Source organism: Kineococcus sp. AC630, assembly GCF_979255925.1.
The window spans coordinates 123,823-138,555 of record NZ_CEEDMJ010000002.1 but is presented as its reverse complement, the minus strand read 5'-3'; the positions used below and the strand labels follow the sequence as shown (position 1 = coordinate 138,555).

At 73.2% G+C, this 14,733-nt stretch carries 16 protein-coding genes; 9 read left to right on the top strand and 7 right to left on the bottom strand.

The window, feature by feature from the left end; all coding sequences use genetic code 11:
- Positions 1-76 precede the first annotated feature (76 nt).
- Both AC0I8G_RS02595 and AC0I8G_RS02590 read left to right on the top strand, forming a co-directional pair.
- Entirely contained in the window at positions 77-646 is a 570-nt protein-coding gene (locus AC0I8G_RS02595) for a TetR/AcrR family transcriptional regulator (protein WP_471728532.1), read from the top strand.
- Positions 647-980: 334 nt separating this feature from the next.
- Positions 981-3,020 carry a S53 family peptidase gene (locus AC0I8G_RS02590; RefSeq protein WP_471728531.1) on the top strand — a complete coding sequence of 680 codons (2,040 nt, stop codon included), beginning with the start codon at positions 981-983 and terminating at the stop codon, positions 3,018-3,020.
- Between the two features lie 67 nt (positions 3,021-3,087).
- Here AC0I8G_RS02590 and AC0I8G_RS02585 read toward each other — a convergent pair whose 3' ends face one another.
- The 5 genes from AC0I8G_RS02585 to AC0I8G_RS02565 form a co-directional block, all read right to left on the bottom strand.
- Positions 3,088-5,049 (bottom strand): bifunctional metallophosphatase/5'-nucleotidase, encoded by a 1,962-nt coding sequence (locus AC0I8G_RS02585; protein WP_471728530.1) that lies wholly within the window; start codon positions 5,047-5,049, stop codon positions 3,088-3,090.
- 91 nt (positions 5,050-5,140) lie between these two features.
- A complete protein-coding gene (locus AC0I8G_RS02580) occupies positions 5,141-5,980 on the bottom strand; it encodes an NUDIX hydrolase (protein ID WP_471728529.1) in 840 nt (279 codons plus the stop codon).
- Positions 5,977-6,369 carry a DUF3817 domain-containing protein gene (locus tag AC0I8G_RS02575; protein WP_471728528.1) on the bottom strand — a complete coding sequence of 131 codons (393 nt, stop codon included), beginning with the start codon at positions 6,367-6,369 and terminating at the stop codon, positions 5,977-5,979. Before AC0I8G_RS02575 ends, AC0I8G_RS02580 begins: the two co-directional genes overlap by 4 nt.
- The gene (locus AC0I8G_RS02570; RefSeq protein WP_471728527.1) at positions 6,366-7,166 is read right to left on the bottom strand and encodes an SURF1 family protein; all 801 of its coding nucleotides are present in this window, start codon (positions 7,164-7,166) and stop codon (positions 6,366-6,368) included. The genes AC0I8G_RS02575 and AC0I8G_RS02570 overlap by 4 nt, the downstream gene beginning before the upstream one ends.
- Before the next feature lie 34 nt (positions 7,167-7,200).
- Positions 7,201-7,368, bottom strand: coding sequence for a hypothetical protein (locus AC0I8G_RS02565; RefSeq protein WP_471728526.1), 168 nt, complete (start codon positions 7,366-7,368; stop codon positions 7,201-7,203).
- 108 nt (positions 7,369-7,476) lie between these two features.
- On the opposite strand from AC0I8G_RS02565, the gene AC0I8G_RS02560 reads away from it, so the two are divergent.
- From AC0I8G_RS02560 to AC0I8G_RS02545, 4 genes are all read left to right on the top strand, one after another.
- Positions 7,477-8,832, top strand: coding sequence for an aminotransferase-like domain-containing protein (locus AC0I8G_RS02560; RefSeq protein WP_471728525.1), 1,356 nt, complete (start codon positions 7,477-7,479; stop codon positions 8,830-8,832).
- Positions 8,833-8,886: 54 nt separating this feature from the next.
- Positions 8,887-9,114: a helix-turn-helix transcriptional regulator gene (locus AC0I8G_RS02555; protein WP_380259883.1), complete on the top strand. Its 228-nt coding sequence runs from the start codon at positions 8,887-8,889 to the stop codon at positions 9,112-9,114.
- Positions 9,111-9,614, top strand: a complete 504-nt coding sequence (locus AC0I8G_RS02550) for a hypothetical protein (RefSeq protein WP_471728524.1) — start codon at positions 9,111-9,113, stop codon at positions 9,612-9,614. The genes AC0I8G_RS02555 and AC0I8G_RS02550 overlap by 4 nt, the downstream gene beginning before the upstream one ends.
- Positions 9,615-9,694: 80 nt before the next feature.
- Entirely contained in the window at positions 9,695-10,102 is a 408-nt protein-coding gene (locus AC0I8G_RS02545; RefSeq protein WP_471728703.1) for a GNAT family N-acetyltransferase, read from the top strand.
- 107 nt (positions 10,103-10,209) lie between these two features.
- Here AC0I8G_RS02545 and AC0I8G_RS02540 read toward each other — a convergent pair whose 3' ends face one another.
- Complete coding sequence (locus AC0I8G_RS02540; RefSeq protein WP_471728523.1) at positions 10,210-11,061, bottom strand: transglutaminase domain-containing protein; 852 nt, start codon at positions 11,059-11,061, stop codon at positions 10,210-10,212.
- Between the two features lie 83 nt (positions 11,062-11,144).
- Here AC0I8G_RS02540 and AC0I8G_RS02535 point away from each other — a divergent pair, with 83 nt between their 5' ends.
- Positions 11,145-12,755, top strand: a complete 1,611-nt coding sequence (locus tag AC0I8G_RS02535) for a methyl-accepting chemotaxis protein (protein ID WP_471728522.1) — start codon at positions 11,145-11,147, stop codon at positions 12,753-12,755.
- Here the strand turns inward: AC0I8G_RS02535 and AC0I8G_RS02530 are convergent.
- Complete coding sequence (locus AC0I8G_RS02530) at positions 12,752-13,246, bottom strand: MarR family winged helix-turn-helix transcriptional regulator (RefSeq protein WP_471728521.1); 495 nt, start codon at positions 13,244-13,246, stop codon at positions 12,752-12,754. The genes AC0I8G_RS02535 and AC0I8G_RS02530 overlap by 4 nt on opposite strands.
- 61 nt (positions 13,247-13,307) lie before the next feature.
- Here AC0I8G_RS02530 and AC0I8G_RS02525 point away from each other — a divergent pair, with 61 nt between their 5' ends.
- Together AC0I8G_RS02525 and AC0I8G_RS02520 are read left to right on the top strand one after the other, a co-directional pair.
- Complete coding sequence (locus tag AC0I8G_RS02525) at positions 13,308-13,847, top strand: phenolic acid decarboxylase (RefSeq protein ID WP_471728520.1); 540 nt, start codon at positions 13,308-13,310, stop codon at positions 13,845-13,847.
- Between the two features lies 1 nt (position 13,848).
- Positions 13,849-14,643, top strand: coding sequence for an alpha/beta fold hydrolase (locus AC0I8G_RS02520; protein WP_471728519.1), 795 nt, complete (start codon positions 13,849-13,851; stop codon positions 14,641-14,643).
- The last annotated feature ends 90 nt before the right edge of the window (positions 14,644-14,733 follow it).

Sequence of the window (14,733 nt, the reverse complement as noted above, 5' to 3'; positions counted from 1 at the left end):
GTCGTAGCGCCACATGATGACACTACGATGCGCCAGCAAGTGGCGCAACGGTCTGTGCGCGACCTACCCTGCGAACGTGCCCCGGAGCGGAGTGGAAGCCCGCGACAAGCTGCGCGCGGCAGCCCTGGAGCTGTACGCGCTGCAGGGGTACGACGGGACGACGACCGCCCAGATCGCCGCCCGGGCCGGCGTGAACCACCGGACGTTCTTCCGCCACTTCGCCGACAAGCGCGAGGTGCTCTTCGGCGGTGAGGCGCAGGCGCACCGGTCCCTGACCGAGGACGTCGCGAACGCCCCGGTGCAGGCGCGACCCGCTGAGGTGCTGCTGCACGCCTTCGAGCAGGCGGCGCGGACCCTGGACGGGGAAGCCGACGCCGCGGTGTCCCGGCTGCGCATCATCGCCGCCAACCCCGCGCTGCAGGAACGCGACCTGGCCAAGGGCGCCGCCCTCACGCAGACCCTGGCCTCGGGTCTGCACCAGCGCGGCGTGCCGTCCCACCTCGCGATCCTCCTCGCGGCGATGGGCTGGGCCGCCTACCAGCAGGCCACCGCCCGCTGGGTGGGCGACCCGTCGCAGTCGCTGAGCCGGCACCTGCGCACCGCCTTCGCCGACCTCCACGAGGCCGCAGCGAGCCTGAGCTCCTGAGCCGGCAGCCCGTGGGTGTCGTTCCCGGCGCCGGAGTCGTCACCACCGCGGAAGACCTCGGGGGCCGGACGGGTCGGGCACGGAGGAAGGCTGTGACGGGTCCACCCCTCCAGGAATGGGCGGGGGCAGCCGATGGTTGTGATGGCTGGTCGCCCCGGTACGTGTCCCCGGGCCTCAACCCTGCCGCTACGAGCGGCCACTCGCCGTGAGGCGACGCTCGGGGCGACCACCAACCCTTCCTGTGACGACTCGTGACACCGAGTTGGGGGGGTGCTTTCACGGGGGTTTTGCGGAGGTCTATGTTCGCGGCACCACCCCGTGGAAAGGACCACGAATGCCGCGTTCAAGCAATTCCCAGCATTCTTCCGCACGACTCTCATTCAGGCTCCTCACCGCCGCTGTCGGCGCCACTGCCCTCGTCGCGACCGGCGGTGCGGCCCACGCCGCCCCGGCCCGGACGACGACGATCGCGGGCACGCTGCCGCGGTGGCTCCCGAGCAGCACCGCACGCCTCGCCCTCCGCTCGGCCCCGGCCGACACCCCGCAGTCCGTCCGCGTCTACCTCGCGCCGCGCGGGGGCCTGAGCGCCCTGCAGTCCGCGGTCGCCGGCGTCTCCACGCCCGGCTCCCCCACCTACGGGCACTACCTCGACGGAGCGCAGTACGCCGCCTCCTTCGGTCCGACCGAGGCCGCCGCCACGACGGTCTCGAACTACCTGGCCTCCGCCGGTCTGCACGTCGACTCCGTCGAGGCGAGCCGGCGCTACGTGGCCGCCACCGGAACCCGGCAACAGCTCCAGCGGGCCTTCGGCGTCACGCTGGCCTCCTTCACCCACGACGGCGCGGACGTCGTGGCTCCCACCACCGCCGCGTCGCTGCCGACCGACGTGGCGGCCGACGTGATGACCATCAGCGGCCTCGACACCAGCGTGCAACGCATGACGTCGCAGCGGATCACCGAGACCGCGGGCACCACGGCCGCGGACACCACGGCGAACCGCACCGCGGCCGCCGCGTCCGCCGCCGGGGTCGCCCAGCCGGTCGTCGCGCCGCCGGCCGCCTCGGTCGTCGGTCGACCGTGCAGCCAGTTCTACGGCGGCCTCCTGGCGAAGTACCAGGCGGACTACCAGACCCCCCTGCCCGCCTTCCACGGGCAGACGCCGTCCTACGCCCTCTGCGGGTACACCGCCCCGCAGTTGTTCAACGGGATCGGCGGGGACACCGGAACCTCCGGTGGCGGTGTCACCGTCGGAGTCGTCGACGCGTACAACTCCTCGACGATCGTGGCGGACACGAACACCTACTCCAGCGCCTACGGCTGGCCCACCCTCGCCCGCAACCAGTACTCCACCTGGAGCGCCGGGAAGTTCACCGACCAGGAGGCGTGCGACGCCTCGGGGTGGACGGGTGAGCAGACCCTCGACGTGCAGGCCGTGCACGCCATGCGCCCCGCGGCCCGCATCCGCTACTACGCGGCCTCGAACTGCGCCGGTGGGCTCATCGACGCCCTCGCGGCCGTCGTGGACGAGAACCGCGCCGACGTCGTCACGAACTCCTGGGGCGGTCTGGAGACCGACACCGGCGCGGACGACGTCTTCGCCTACGAGCAGATCTTCCTGCAGGGCGCGTTGCAGGGACAGACGTTCCTCTTCAGCTCCGGTGACAACGGCGACGAGATCGCCTCGACCGGCACCAAGCAGGTCGACTACCCGACCAGCGACCCCTACGTCACCTCCGTCGGCGGGACCTCGACGGGCCTCGGCAACGGCGTGCGCAACGTCGTCGCCGAGACCGGCTGGGGAACCGGCGTCTACGCCCTGAACGACAAGGGCACCGACTGGGTCGACGGCGGGTTCCTCTACGGCGCCGGCGGCGGGTACTCCACCCTCTTCCCGCGGCCCGCCTGGCAGGCGGGCACCGTGGCGAACACGGCCCCCACCGGGCGCGCCGTGCCGGACATCGCCAGCGTCGCGGACCCGCAGACGGGGATGCTCGTCGGCCAGACCCAGACCTTCCCGGACGGGGTCCGCTACGGCGAGTACCGCATCGGGGGGACGAGCCTGGCCTCGCCCCTGGCGGCGGGGGCCATCGCAGAAGCCGTGCAGCGCAAGGGCAAGCGGGCCGGACTCGCGAACCCCGCGTTGTACTCGATCGCCCGCGGCGCCTACACCGACGTCCAGACCTCCACGGTCAAGGGCGTGGTCCGCGCGAACTACGCCAACGGCCTGGACCCCAGCGGCGGGACGTCGTACACCGTCCGCACCTGGGGCCGGGACTCCACCCTCGGACTCGCGAAGGGCTGGGACCCCGTGACGGGTCTCGGGCGTCCCGGCGCGACGTTCGCCAGGACCCTGGCGAGCACCCTGGGGAAGTAGGACCCCACGAACGAGAACGCGCCCACCGGGTCTCCCGGTGGGCGCGTTCTCCGTTGTGGGGGGAAGTTCAGGCGTGGCGGCGGCGCGCCGCCGCGGTGATCAGCAGACCTCCGGCCAGGACGAGCGCCGCACCGACGGTGATCCAGGGCGCGATGTCCGCGCCGGTGGTCGCCAGGTCCTCCTCGGCGACGGCCGCGGCGGCCGGCTTCGAGGTCGTGGCCGACGGGGTCGGGACGGCCACGGCGGGGATCGTGGGCGTCGCCGTCGGCGCCGGGGACTCCACGACCGGGGGCGGGATCTCGGTCGCGACGGCGGAACGGGGTTCCTGGTCCGGAGCGAGCCGCGCGTTCTCGGGCAGCCCCAGGTAGGCCGTGAACGCCTCGAGGTCGGTCTTCCCGAGTTCGACCCTGTCGGTCCCCTCCGCCAACGTCGTGAAGTTGTCGCCGCCGGAGGCCAGGAAGCTGTTGACGGTCACCCGGTACTGCGCGGCGGCGTCGAGCTCCGCGCCGTCGAGGGTCACCGACTTCACGTGCTGCCCGGCCGGAGCCGCGTCGTCGTAGGTGAAGAAGAACCCCTTCGGCACCCCGAGGGCCAGGAACGGCCGTGAGGAACCCGCGGGCTGCCACTGCTGCTCGAGCACCTCGCGGACCTGCGCACCCGTGAGGGTCAGGGTCACGACGGAGTTCGCGAACGGCTGCACCGCAGCGGCTTCGGCGTAGGTGACGACACCGTCGCCCTCGCTGCCCGAGGCCGCGTACTCGAGGTCGTCGCGGATGCCGCCGGGGTTCTCGAACGCGATCTGGGCACCGGCGCCCTCGGTCTGCTGCAACTGCGCGTCGGCGATGAGGTTCCCGAGCGGGGACTGCGTCCCGCGGTCGTCGTCGGCGCCGGAGAACGCGCGGGTGATGTCGGCCGTGACCGAACCGACGGGCGTCGTGCCGACCTGGTCCGCGAAGGCCACCGCGTCGTCGACGATCTTCTGGACGGCCGGGTCGGGGGCGAAACCCTCCACCGGGACGACCTGGTGGGCCTGGGCGACGACGTCACCGGTGGCGTCGTCGACGTTCAGCACGAGGTTGTCGACGGCGACGGAGTAGCTCTCGGCGGAGACGACCGGACGGGCGACGGCCTTGCCCGCGACCGGGAACTCGCAGTCGTAGAGCATGTGCGTGTGCCCGGAGACGATGGCGTCGATCTGCGGGGAGGAGTTCTGCACGATCTGCCCGAACGCGCCCTCGGAACCGACCGTGGCGCAGTCGGTCCCGGACGAACCCTCGTGGGCGAGCAGGACGATGACCTGCGCCTCGTCGTTGGCGGTGTTCCCGTCCGACAACTGCGCGGCGACCCGGTTCGCGGCGGCGACGGGGTCGGTGAAGCGCAACCCGGCGATGCCGGCCGGGGCGACGAGGCTCGACGTCTGCTGGGTCACGACCCCGATGAACCCGACGCGGATCCCACCGACCTCGGTGGTGGCGTAGGCGGGCAGGGCCGGGGTCCCGTCGGCCTTCACGACGTTCGCGCCGAGGTAGGGGAACGCCGCCAGCGGGTCGGCGCCGTTCGCACCCTGACGGCCCGTCACCCCGATGCGGTCGGTGAGGTCGGCGTAGCCCTGGTCGAACTCGTGGTTGCCGACCGCGGAGACGGCGACGCCCATCTGGTTCAGCGCGGCGATCGTCGGGGCGTCCTCCTGGATGAAGGAGGTGAACGTCGAGGCTCCGACGTTGTCGCCGGCGGAGACGACGATGGTGTTGGGGTTCTGCGCGCGCATGACGTCCAGCGCACCGGCCAGCTGGGCCGCTCCACCGACGGGTTGCCCGTCGTCGGTCTCGTCGGGGGCCTCGAGGCGACCGTGGAAGTCGTTGAACGCGCCGATCTGGATCTGCGTCTGGCCGGGTGCGGGGGCGGGCAGCAGCGTCGGGATCTGCCCGGGGGTGGCCGCCTCGGCGGGGGCCGCGAGCAGCGGGGTCGCCAGGACCGTGAGCACGGCTCCCGAACTGAGGAACCGGACGAGGGGACGACCTGTGCGCATGAGCTCGCTTCCACGAGGTGGGTGACTGGCGCCGGAGTCTGCCAGTCACGGTGACGTCCAGGGAACCCCTGGGTCACTCCACACGTGAACATCAGGTTTCGGCGGGCGACGTCCCCGGCGAGTTCTCACTGAGAGCGATCGCGAGCCCACGTTGCGCAACTCCAACGAGGCCGACGCCTTCCGCCTCGGACAACGGGATCCACTGCGCGAGATCGGTGCTGCCGCCGACGTCGAGGACCTCCGGAACCTTCACCTCGACCGGCGTGGCCGTCACCAGGATGCGCACGGCGTGGAAGTCCTCCAGGACCCCCCGCGGCGAGCGCCCGGTGAAGTGCTCGGCACCGATCTCGGCCAGACCGGTCACGACGACGTCCATGCCGGTCTCCTCGTGCACCTCGCGGACGACGGCGGCGACGGGGTGTTCGCCGTGGTCGACGCCACCTCCGGGCAACGTCCAGCGCCCCGGGCTCGGGGTCGTGGTGCTGAGCCGGGTCAGCAGCAGGGAACCGTCCGCGACGACGACGGCGTAGCAGGCGAGGCGTTGCCGGACGACGGGGACGTCGGGGTCCTCCGCGGGTGCCGTGCGCCGCAGTTCCGCCTCCTCGAGCGCGACGAGGGCGTCGGCGACGAGCGGCCACTCCGCCCCGACCGGCCGCCACTCCCCCGCCGGGGGTTCGGCGACCGAGACGGCCAGGACGAGGTGCACGGTGTGCAGGTCGACGTCGCCCTGGGTGCGGCGACCGTCGTGGACGGCCAGGAGCCGCCCGACCTGGGCGTGCTCCCCCAGGACGCGGCGCAACGCCGCGGTCGGCGTCTCACCGTGGGCGAGGACCGTCCAGGGCAGCGAACCGTCGAGGGTCAGCAGCCGGTCGTCCGCGCCGCCCTCCTCGACGACCGCGGCGTGGACCGCGACGCGTTGCAGCGCCCTCACGCGGTGGCGCGCGGCGCCTGGCGGGCGTCGAGGTGGGTCCGCGCGAACCGGGCGTTCTTGCGCTCGGCGTAGAAGGACAGGAACGGGATCGTCCCGGCCAGGGCGGTCAGGACCATCCGCTGCCAGGACCACCGGAGCCGGTTGCCGAGGTCGAAGGTCGTGATGAGCAGGACGACGTAGAGCCAGCCGTGGGCGACCCCGACGACCTCGACCACGCGGTCCCCACCGCCGAAGGCACCGAAGTACTTCTGCGGCATGCCGACCAGCACCAGGACGACCAGGCCGATGCCGGTCAGCCAGGCCATGACGCGGTAGCGCGTCAGCGCGGACCGGACCTTCGGGACCGAACGCAGACCTCGCGCACCTCGCGCACCTTGCTCAGCACTCACCGGGCACCACTCATGTCTCGTCCTCCGTGACCGTCGACGTGCTCGTCCGAGCTCGCGTCGCCGTCATCCTCTCCTGCGGCGGCATGCTCGTCGCGCACGACCCGCACCCAGATCACGATCGCGAACAACCCGAACACCCACCACTGCGCGGCGTAGGCGAGGTTGCGCCAGTCCAGGCGGTGCGAGGCCTGCCCGGGATCGGCGGGCGGGACGGCGCTCAACCCGGGGGGCGGCGCGGCGTCGGTGACGTAGGCGTTGGCGACCCCGTAGTCGACGCGGTTGATCAGGTCCGCGGCGCTGACGATCCACGTCTGCCCCTCGGGCAGGACGGCGGTCGAGGGCGCGAGGTCGGAACTCTCGGGGGGTTGCAGCGTCCCGGTCAGGTCGACGACGCCGGTCGGCAGGGGCGGCGCGGCCTGCCCCTGCGGGACCCAGCCCCGCACGACGGGGACTCCGGACCCGTCCGCCAGCACGACGACACCGAGGACCCAGGACCCGACGGTCCCCCCGAGCTCACGCCCGGGGACCAGCAGGTCCAGGGCCGGGTCGAAGGTGCCGCGGACCTCGACGCGGCGGCCGACCTCGTCACCGGAGAGCACGGCCGCGGCACCCGAGGCCCCGGCGTCGACGACCGCCGAGATCGGGACGACCGGCTGGGCCGCAGGGGGTTCGGTGACGACCACGTTCCCGCGGTGCCACTGCCAGACCCCGAGGCCGCTGCAGACGACCACGACGAGCAGGGCCACCAGGCCGAGTCCGGCGAGCCGGCCGTTGAGGCCGCGACGGGGATCTGACACCCGCTCAGGCTACGTGGCGGACCTGGGAGGTTCCTCAGCTCGTCCGCTCGAACTGGTCCCGGTGGACCTCCTCGGCGATAGCGGAATCCCAGAGACGTTGGTAGCGCTTTCCCCGACGGGGACGGTCGGGCTGCGTACCGGATCCGTCGAAGCGGGTGTCCGCGCCGAGGAACGGAGCGGTCAGAGCGAGTGCGAGGAGCACGCAGAGGACGATCAGGACGCCCATCGGGATCACCACTCGCCCTGTGAACCGCTACCGGACTGGCTGACGAAAGCGCTATTCTCTCTTCTCATGGACCACGGTAGCAGTGTGCAGCGCGTCACCGCCAGCCTGCGTGACCTCGCGGCGACCCTGCCCGCCGGCACGAAACTGCCCAGCAGTCGCCGGCTGGTGAGCGACCTCGGCGTCGGGCCGGTCACCGTCCAGCGGGCGATCGACGTGCTCGTCGCGGACGGGACCGTCGCCACCCGGCCGGGCGCGGGCACCTTCGTCGCGCGCGCGAGCCGGACCCAGACCGTCGACACGGACTGGCAGCGAGTGGCCCTCGGCGCCTCCCCCGTCCGGACCGAGGGGGTGCTCGCCTCGCTGGCGATCCCCTCCCAGGACGTCCTGGACATGTCCCGCGGCTACCTCGACCTGTCGCTGCAACCGTCGTCCAGGTTGTCGGCGGCCATGGCCCGCGCGGCTCGGCGGCCGGAGGCGTGGACGACCCCACCGCTGCAGGGCATGCCGGAACTGCGGACCTGGTTCGCCCAGCAGCTCGGCGCCGACCGCGACGACGTCCTCGTCAGCCCCGGCGGGCAGGGCGCGCTCTCGACGGTGCTGCGCTCGATCGTGCCGGCCGGCAGTCCCGTCCTCGTCGCCGTCCCGAGCTACCCGGGGGCGATCGCGTTGCTGCGCAGCGCCGGTCTCGTCCCGATCCCCGTCCCCACGGACACCGACGGCGTCCGCCCCGAACTGCTGGAACGCGCCTTCGAGCAGACCGGCTCCCGGGTGCTGTACCTGCAGCCCACCTACGCCAACCCGGACGGCCACGTCTTGGCCGCGGAACGCCGCCGCCCCGTCCTGGAGATCGCCGCCCGCGCCGGGGCGTTCATCGTCGAGGACGACTTCGCCCGGTGGCTGAGCCATGGACCGACACCGCCGCCGTCCCTGCTGCGCGACGACACCGACGGCCGGGTCATCACGGTGAACTCGCTCAGCAAGGCCGCCGGACCCAGCCTGCGGGTGGGGTGCATCGTCGCGCGAGGCCCGGTGGCGCAACGCATCACCGGCCTGGCCGTGGTGGACCACCTCATCGTGTCCCGGCCGCTGCAGGAGGCCGCGGTGGAACTCGTGACCGGGGCGGGCTGGAACGCGCACCTGCGCTCGCTGTCGGCCGCCCTCGGCGCGCGGGCCACGAGGCTCTCGACCGCCCTGTCCCGCGAACTGCCCGACTGGAGCTTCGTCCGCCCGCGCGGCGGGTTCTCCACCTGGGTGCGCCTGCCGCGCGGCACCGACGACGTCGAACTCGCCCGCCGCGCCCTGACCCGGGGCCTCGCCGTCGGGCCGGGACGGCACTTCGTCGTGGCCGAGGAGGACGCCGCGTACCTCCGGCTCTGCTTCGCCGCGATCCCCGAGCAGCACATCGACGCCGCGGTGCGGATCCTCGCCGACTCGCTCTGAGGTTCGTGTCCGGTTCCCTTGACATCGTGTCAGGTCTACTTGACACTCGTGGTCATGGGCAGGACATCGGCACAGGGCCGCGGGAACCGCGTCCGGGCGGCGAGGACGGCTCGCGGACTGACGCAGGCGGAACTCGCGACGGCGGCCGACGTGACGCGGCAGACGGTGGTCGCGATCGAGGCGGGGAACTACGCCCCGTCGGTCTACCTGGCCCTCGACATCGCACGGCACCTGGGACGGAGCGTCGAGGAACTCTTCGACGCGGAGGAGGCGACGACGTGAACCACGAGCACGGCGTGAACCACGAGCACGACGAGAGGGATCCGCGCGACAGCGTGTTCGTCCGGCTGGCCGCCGGTGTCGGGGACCTGGGGAACCCGTTCTACCGCGAGGAACGGCAACGGGACGTGTGGAACGAGGCCTCGGCCGTCGGGATGCAGTTGACGTTGTGGGCGGGGATGGCCGCCGCCACCGTCATGGTGTGGGTCGGTGGGGCGCAGGGTTTCCCCTACGCCCTCACCCTGATGCTGCTGCTCGGCGCGATCAGCTGGGTGGTCCTCCTCTACGCCGCACGGTTGGGGGTGCACGCCGGCAGCGGGACCCGGCTCGCGCGGTGGCGCGTGGTCCCGTACCTCGTGCTGCTGCTCGCGTTCTTCGCGGGAGTCCTCCACTCCGGCGTCGTGAGCGCGAGCACGGGCTGGGGCGCGACGTTCGGCGTCCTCGTCGGTGTTGTCGCGGGCGTGCTCGGACTGCGCCGCTCCCGCCGGACGGCGCAGGCGTGAGCCTCGCGACCTTCGAGACCCCGACGGGCCCGGTCGAGCTGCGCCACGCGCGGGCGGGCGACGTCCTGGGGATCGTGGCGATGCTGCACGACGACCAGATCGCCGCGGACCGCGACTCGGTGCGCGACGCGGAGGACGAGGCGGTCTACCTGGCCGCGTTCGCGCGGATCGAGGCCGACCCGTCCTCGGAACTGTTCGTCCTGACCGACGCCGACGGCACGCTCGTCGGGACGCTGCAGTTCAACGTCCTGCCGGGGTTGTCCCGGCGCGGGTCGGACCGCGCGCAACTCGAGGCGGTGCGCATCGACTCCGCACGGCGGGGCGGTGGTCTCGGGTCGCAGTTCATCGGCTGGGCGATCGAGGAGGCCCGCCGACGCGGGTGCGGGCACGTCCAGCTGACCAGCGACGCGCGCCGCGTCGACGCCCGCCGGTTCTACGAACGGCTGGGTTTCGTCGCGTCGCACGTCGGGATGAAGCGCGAGCTCTGACCTGCGGGAGCAGCACGACCTCGCCGCCGGCGTGACCTTCCCGGACGAACTCCAGGGCCGCGCGGGCCTGGGCCGGCGGGAACGTCCGCGCGACGGGCAGGGACGACTCACCACGCCCCAGCGCCCCGACGAGACCGGCCCGGGCGGCGGCGCGGAACTCCGTGCTCATGACCGACCCGACCCCGGGTCGGTCCGCTCCATCCCGCGCGAGGAGTCCTGGGGCGGACCCACCCGGCCGAGAACCGGCTCGTGACGGGGTCCACGACCGTCCTGGCCAGGAGGCAGAGCGTCTGGCCGTGGGTGGCGAACAACTCGTCGCGGGAGTCGAACCGGCCGAGGTCGGCGACGACCCGGTCGGCCAACCCGGCGGCCCCGTCGTGGCCGCCGCGCGCGCACCCCCCGGCGCAGTCCTCCAGCGAGACGGCCCCGCGGGCGAGGGCCTCGAAGAGCGTCTCGCCGTCCCGGTTCGTGAAGGCCGCAACCCCGGCGTCCGGGGGTGCGAAGAGGTGCGAGGCCGGCACCCAGGAACCCTCCACCCGGAACTCCGGCCAGGCCAGGACGACGACGTCCGGCACGAACCGGTGCAGGCGCGGGAACCTCGGGTACCAGAACCGCCCGTCGACGAGCAGCCCACGGCACCGGGTCGCGACGTCGAGCGAGCGCGCCGTGGCCTCGAGCACGGCCATCCGCTGGCTGCACGACCCCCTGCCCCTACGCAGGGTCACCGACGCGGGCTGCAGTTCGTCGAGGGCGTAGACCGGGCGCACGGCCGCCGAGACCAGAGCGTGGGCCGAGCGCAGGCGCTCCCGCTCGTCCCCGCCGCGGGTCCGCGCCGCGAGGTTCCGCACCGCCTCGGCGGAGTGGTCGAGGACGGCGGTGGGCTCACGACTCCCCGCCGCCTCCCGGGCGGGGTCCGGATCCCAGGGCAGCCACCACGGGGTGCTCAGGCGCGTCGTCACGGTCCCAGCATGGCCCGTCCGGTCGCGCTCAAGGTCACCCGTTCGGCCGTCGATGCGGAGGGTTCACCCCCGAGGAGGAACCCGTGCCCGCTCAGAACCCCGGAACCCGACGGCTGCTCGCCGACCGTTCGATGACGACCAAGATCGCCGCCGCCGTCCTGGCCGCGTCGACCGTCGCGGTCGGTGTCGGCGCCGTGGGTCTGGTCGGCATGCAGCGCGCCCAGGCCGAGGTGGTGAAGATCAGCGACCAGCACGTGGCGGGGATGGCGGACATCTCCACCGCGCGCGGCGCGATCACCGCCCAGTACCGCGCGGAGTTCCTGGCCCTCATCCCCGGGGCGGACGTCCCGGCCTCCGTCCAGTCGGCCCACGAGGCGGACGCGGCCCTCACGAAGGCCCTCGACAGCTACGAGGCCCACGGCTCGGCCGGCGCGTCGTCGGCCGCCGTGCGGGACCTGCGCACCTCCTACGGCGACTACGCCGCGCTGCGCGACGTCATGGTGCTGCGGCAGGCGCCGCCCAGCGGTTTCCAGATGCCCGCGGGTGATCAGATCGGGGCCCGCTTCGGTGCGGCCGAGGACGGCTTCAACGCGGCCATCGTCACCCTGCAGGCGGACGAGACGCGTCAGGCCGCGGCCGGCCGGGCCGCCGCCGAGCAGGCCGTCCGCCGGGCCGGGACGATCGTCCTCGCCGTGCTGGTCGGCGGGCTCCTGCTGTCCGGAGCCATCGGCCTGGCCGTCCTGCGGCTGATCCGCCGCCAGCTCGACAGCGTCGCGACCGCCCTCGACGCCGTCGCCGAGGGCGATCTCACCGTCGCCGCCGAGGTCCACTCCGCCGACGAGCTCGGGGCGATGGCCGGGGCGGTCAACCGCGCCCGCGACGGCATCCGCTCCGTGGTCTCCCGGATGGCCGCCTCGGCGGCCGACCTGGCCGGGTCCTCGCAGCAGCTGACGTCCGTGGCCGGCGAGCTGTCCCACGGGGCGCAGGAGTCCGCCGCGCAGGCCCAGGTCGTCTCCGCCGCCACCGGGGAGATCTCCGCCAACATCGCCACGGTGGCCGCCGCCGGGGAGGAGATGACGTCCGCGATCCGGGAGATCTCCAGCGCCACCGCCGAGGCGTCCTCCACCGCGAGCACCGCCGTGGCCTCCGCCGACGAGGCCAACGCGACCATCCAGCGCCTCGGCACCTCCAGCCGGGAGATCGGTGACGTCGTCAAGCTCATCACCTCGATCGCCGAGCAGACGAACCTCCTCGCCCTCAACGCGACCATCGAGGCCGCCCGGGCCGGTGAGATGGGCAAGGGTTTCGCCGTGGTCGCCGGCGAGGTCAAGGAACTCGCGCAGCAGACGGCGCGGGCGACGGAGGAGATCGTGTCCCGGGTGGGTGCGACGCAGACCGACGCGGAGGCCGCGTCGGTCGTCATCGGGCAGATCGCCGAGGTCATCGCCCGCATCGACGGCCTGCAGGCGACCATCGCCGCCGCCGTGGAGGAGCAGTCCGCGACCACGTCGGAGATGGTCCGCAACGTCAACGAGGTCGCGACCGGGTCGCAGGAGATCTCCACGAACATCTCCGGCATCGCCGCGGCCGCGTCGCGCACCACCGACAGCGCGGGGGCGACGGCGACGGCGGCGGCGGAGGTCTCCCGGGCGGCCGGGGACCTCACCGCGCTCGTCGCGACCTTCCGGGTCTAGTCGGCGACCGGCGGCGAGGCCACTGCCTCGTCGCCCTCACCCTGGCCCTCGTCCTGGAGGGCCGCCAGCAGCCGTCCCAGCACGGCGACGACCCCGGGCAGCGCCGCCTGGTCCTGCGGACTCAGGCGGTCCGCCGCGGTGGCCAGGGTCGTCGCGCTCGCCCGGTCGTAGCGGGCCAGCAGCGACCGCGCGGAACCCGTCGCGCTGACGTTGACCACCCGCAGGTCACCGCCGGCGGAGGACCGCTCGGTGAGACCGGCGACCCCCGTGACGCGCAACAGGTTGCTGACGGTGGACCGCGCCAGGTGCAGGGTCTCGGCCAACTGGCTCGGGGTCAGCGGGCCACGGTCGGTCAGGACGCGCAGCAGCTCGACCTGGGCCTCGGGGAGGTCCGGCAGGTCGGCCAGCTCGCGGCTGCGCCGCAACACCCTGCGGCGCAACGGTCCCAGCAGGACCGAGAGATCAGCCGCGGTGGAGGTGTCGTCGCGCACACCCTCATCCTGCCCCGGGGGTCCGCTTGACCCCAAATGGTTTTGCGCGCAAAATCATCGCGTGACGAACCACCGCGTGCCGACGCCCACGCCCAGCGACCCCACACCCCCGCAGGACCTCGACGGACTGGTCGGGCACCGGTTCGTCTACACCTACGCCAACGGCTGGCAGTACGAGATGTACGTCAAGAACGAGCGCACCATCGACTACCGCATCCACTCCGGGATGGTCGGCGGGAGGTGGGTCAAGGACCAGGAGGTCGACCTCGTCCAGCTCGACGAGGACAGCTTCAAGCTCTCCTGGAACGAACCGACCGGGACGTCGGTCGTGGTCAACGTCATGCCGGGACGACGCCGCCTGCACGGCACCATCTTCTTCCCCCGCTGGGTGGAGGAGGACGGGTCCAGGACCGTGCTGTTCCAGAACGACCACCTGCCCCTGATGCGGCGCTACCGCGACGCCGGGCCCACCTACCCGATCCTCGTCGTCCCCGAGTTCGCCCGGATCACGTTCTTCGAGCACGTCGGCACCGACGACGACACCGTCGTCTCCGTCGCCCCCGGCGACCTGCCCGCCGACTTCACCGCGCAGGAGAACTGAGGTGGCCCCGACCGGGCACACCCGGCGGATCACCACCGGCGACGGGCTCACGCTCGCCGTCCACGGCTGGGACGGTTCCGGCGCCGGGGCGCAGGCCCACCCGGTCCTGCTGCACCACGGTTTCAGTTCCAGCACGTCCGTGGAGTGGCCGCGCTCCGGGCTCCTGGACGCCCTGCTCGCCACCGGGCGCCGGGTCGTCGCGGTGGACGCCCGCGGTCACGGGGCGTCGGACAAGCCCCACGACGCGGCACGCTACGGCGAGGCCCGGATGGCCGCCGACGTGATCGACGTCCTCGACGCCCTGGACCTGGCGCAGGTCGACCTCGTCGGGTACTCGATGGGGTCGGTCGTCTCGCTGCTGGTGGCCTCGACCCACCCGGACCGCGTCCACCGCCTCGCCGTGGGCGGTGTCGGCGCGGGGATCGTCGAGGTCGGCGGGGTGGACACCCGTGCCCTCTCCTCCGCCCGCCTCGCCGAGGCGCTGCGATCACCCGACCCTGCCACGATCACCGACCCGATGGTCCGGGGGTTCCGCGAGTTCGCCGAGCAGGCCGGCAACGACCTGCCGGCCCTGGCCGCCCAGGCCGACGCCGTGCACGCCTCCCCCCTCGCGCTGGGCCGGATCACCGCACCCACGCTGGTCCTGGCCGGCGACGCCGACCCCCTCGCGCAGCGCCCGGAGGTGCTCGTCGCCGCCGTCCCGGGAGCCCGGCTCCAGCTGGTCCGGGGTGACCACGGCGCAGCCCTCACCGACCCCCGGTTCGCCGCCGGGATCGCCGGGTTCCTGACCCCGTGACGGCCGACTGACGGTTTCAGCGGGCAGGAAGGCGCCGGACTTCCTACCGTTCGGGGTACCGGGACCACCGGTGACCACCGTGGAGAAGGA

Excerpts from the sequence above, each read along its gene's own strand:
- AC0I8G_RS02555 (WP_380259883.1), top strand. The coding sequence starts at position 8,887 with ATGGGCAGGACATCGGCACAGGGCCGCGGGAACCGCGTCCGGGCGGCG.
- AC0I8G_RS02585 (WP_471728530.1), bottom strand. The coding sequence starts at position 5,049 with ATGCGCACAGGTCGTCCCCTCGTCCGGTTCCTCAGTTCGGGAGCCGTG.
- AC0I8G_RS02590 (WP_471728531.1), top strand. The coding sequence starts at position 981 with ATGCCGCGTTCAAGCAATTCCCAGCATTCTTCCGCACGACTCTCATTC.
- AC0I8G_RS02545 (WP_471728703.1), top strand. The coding sequence starts at position 9,695 with ATGCTGCACGACGACCAGATCGCCGCGGACCGCGACTCGGTGCGCGAC.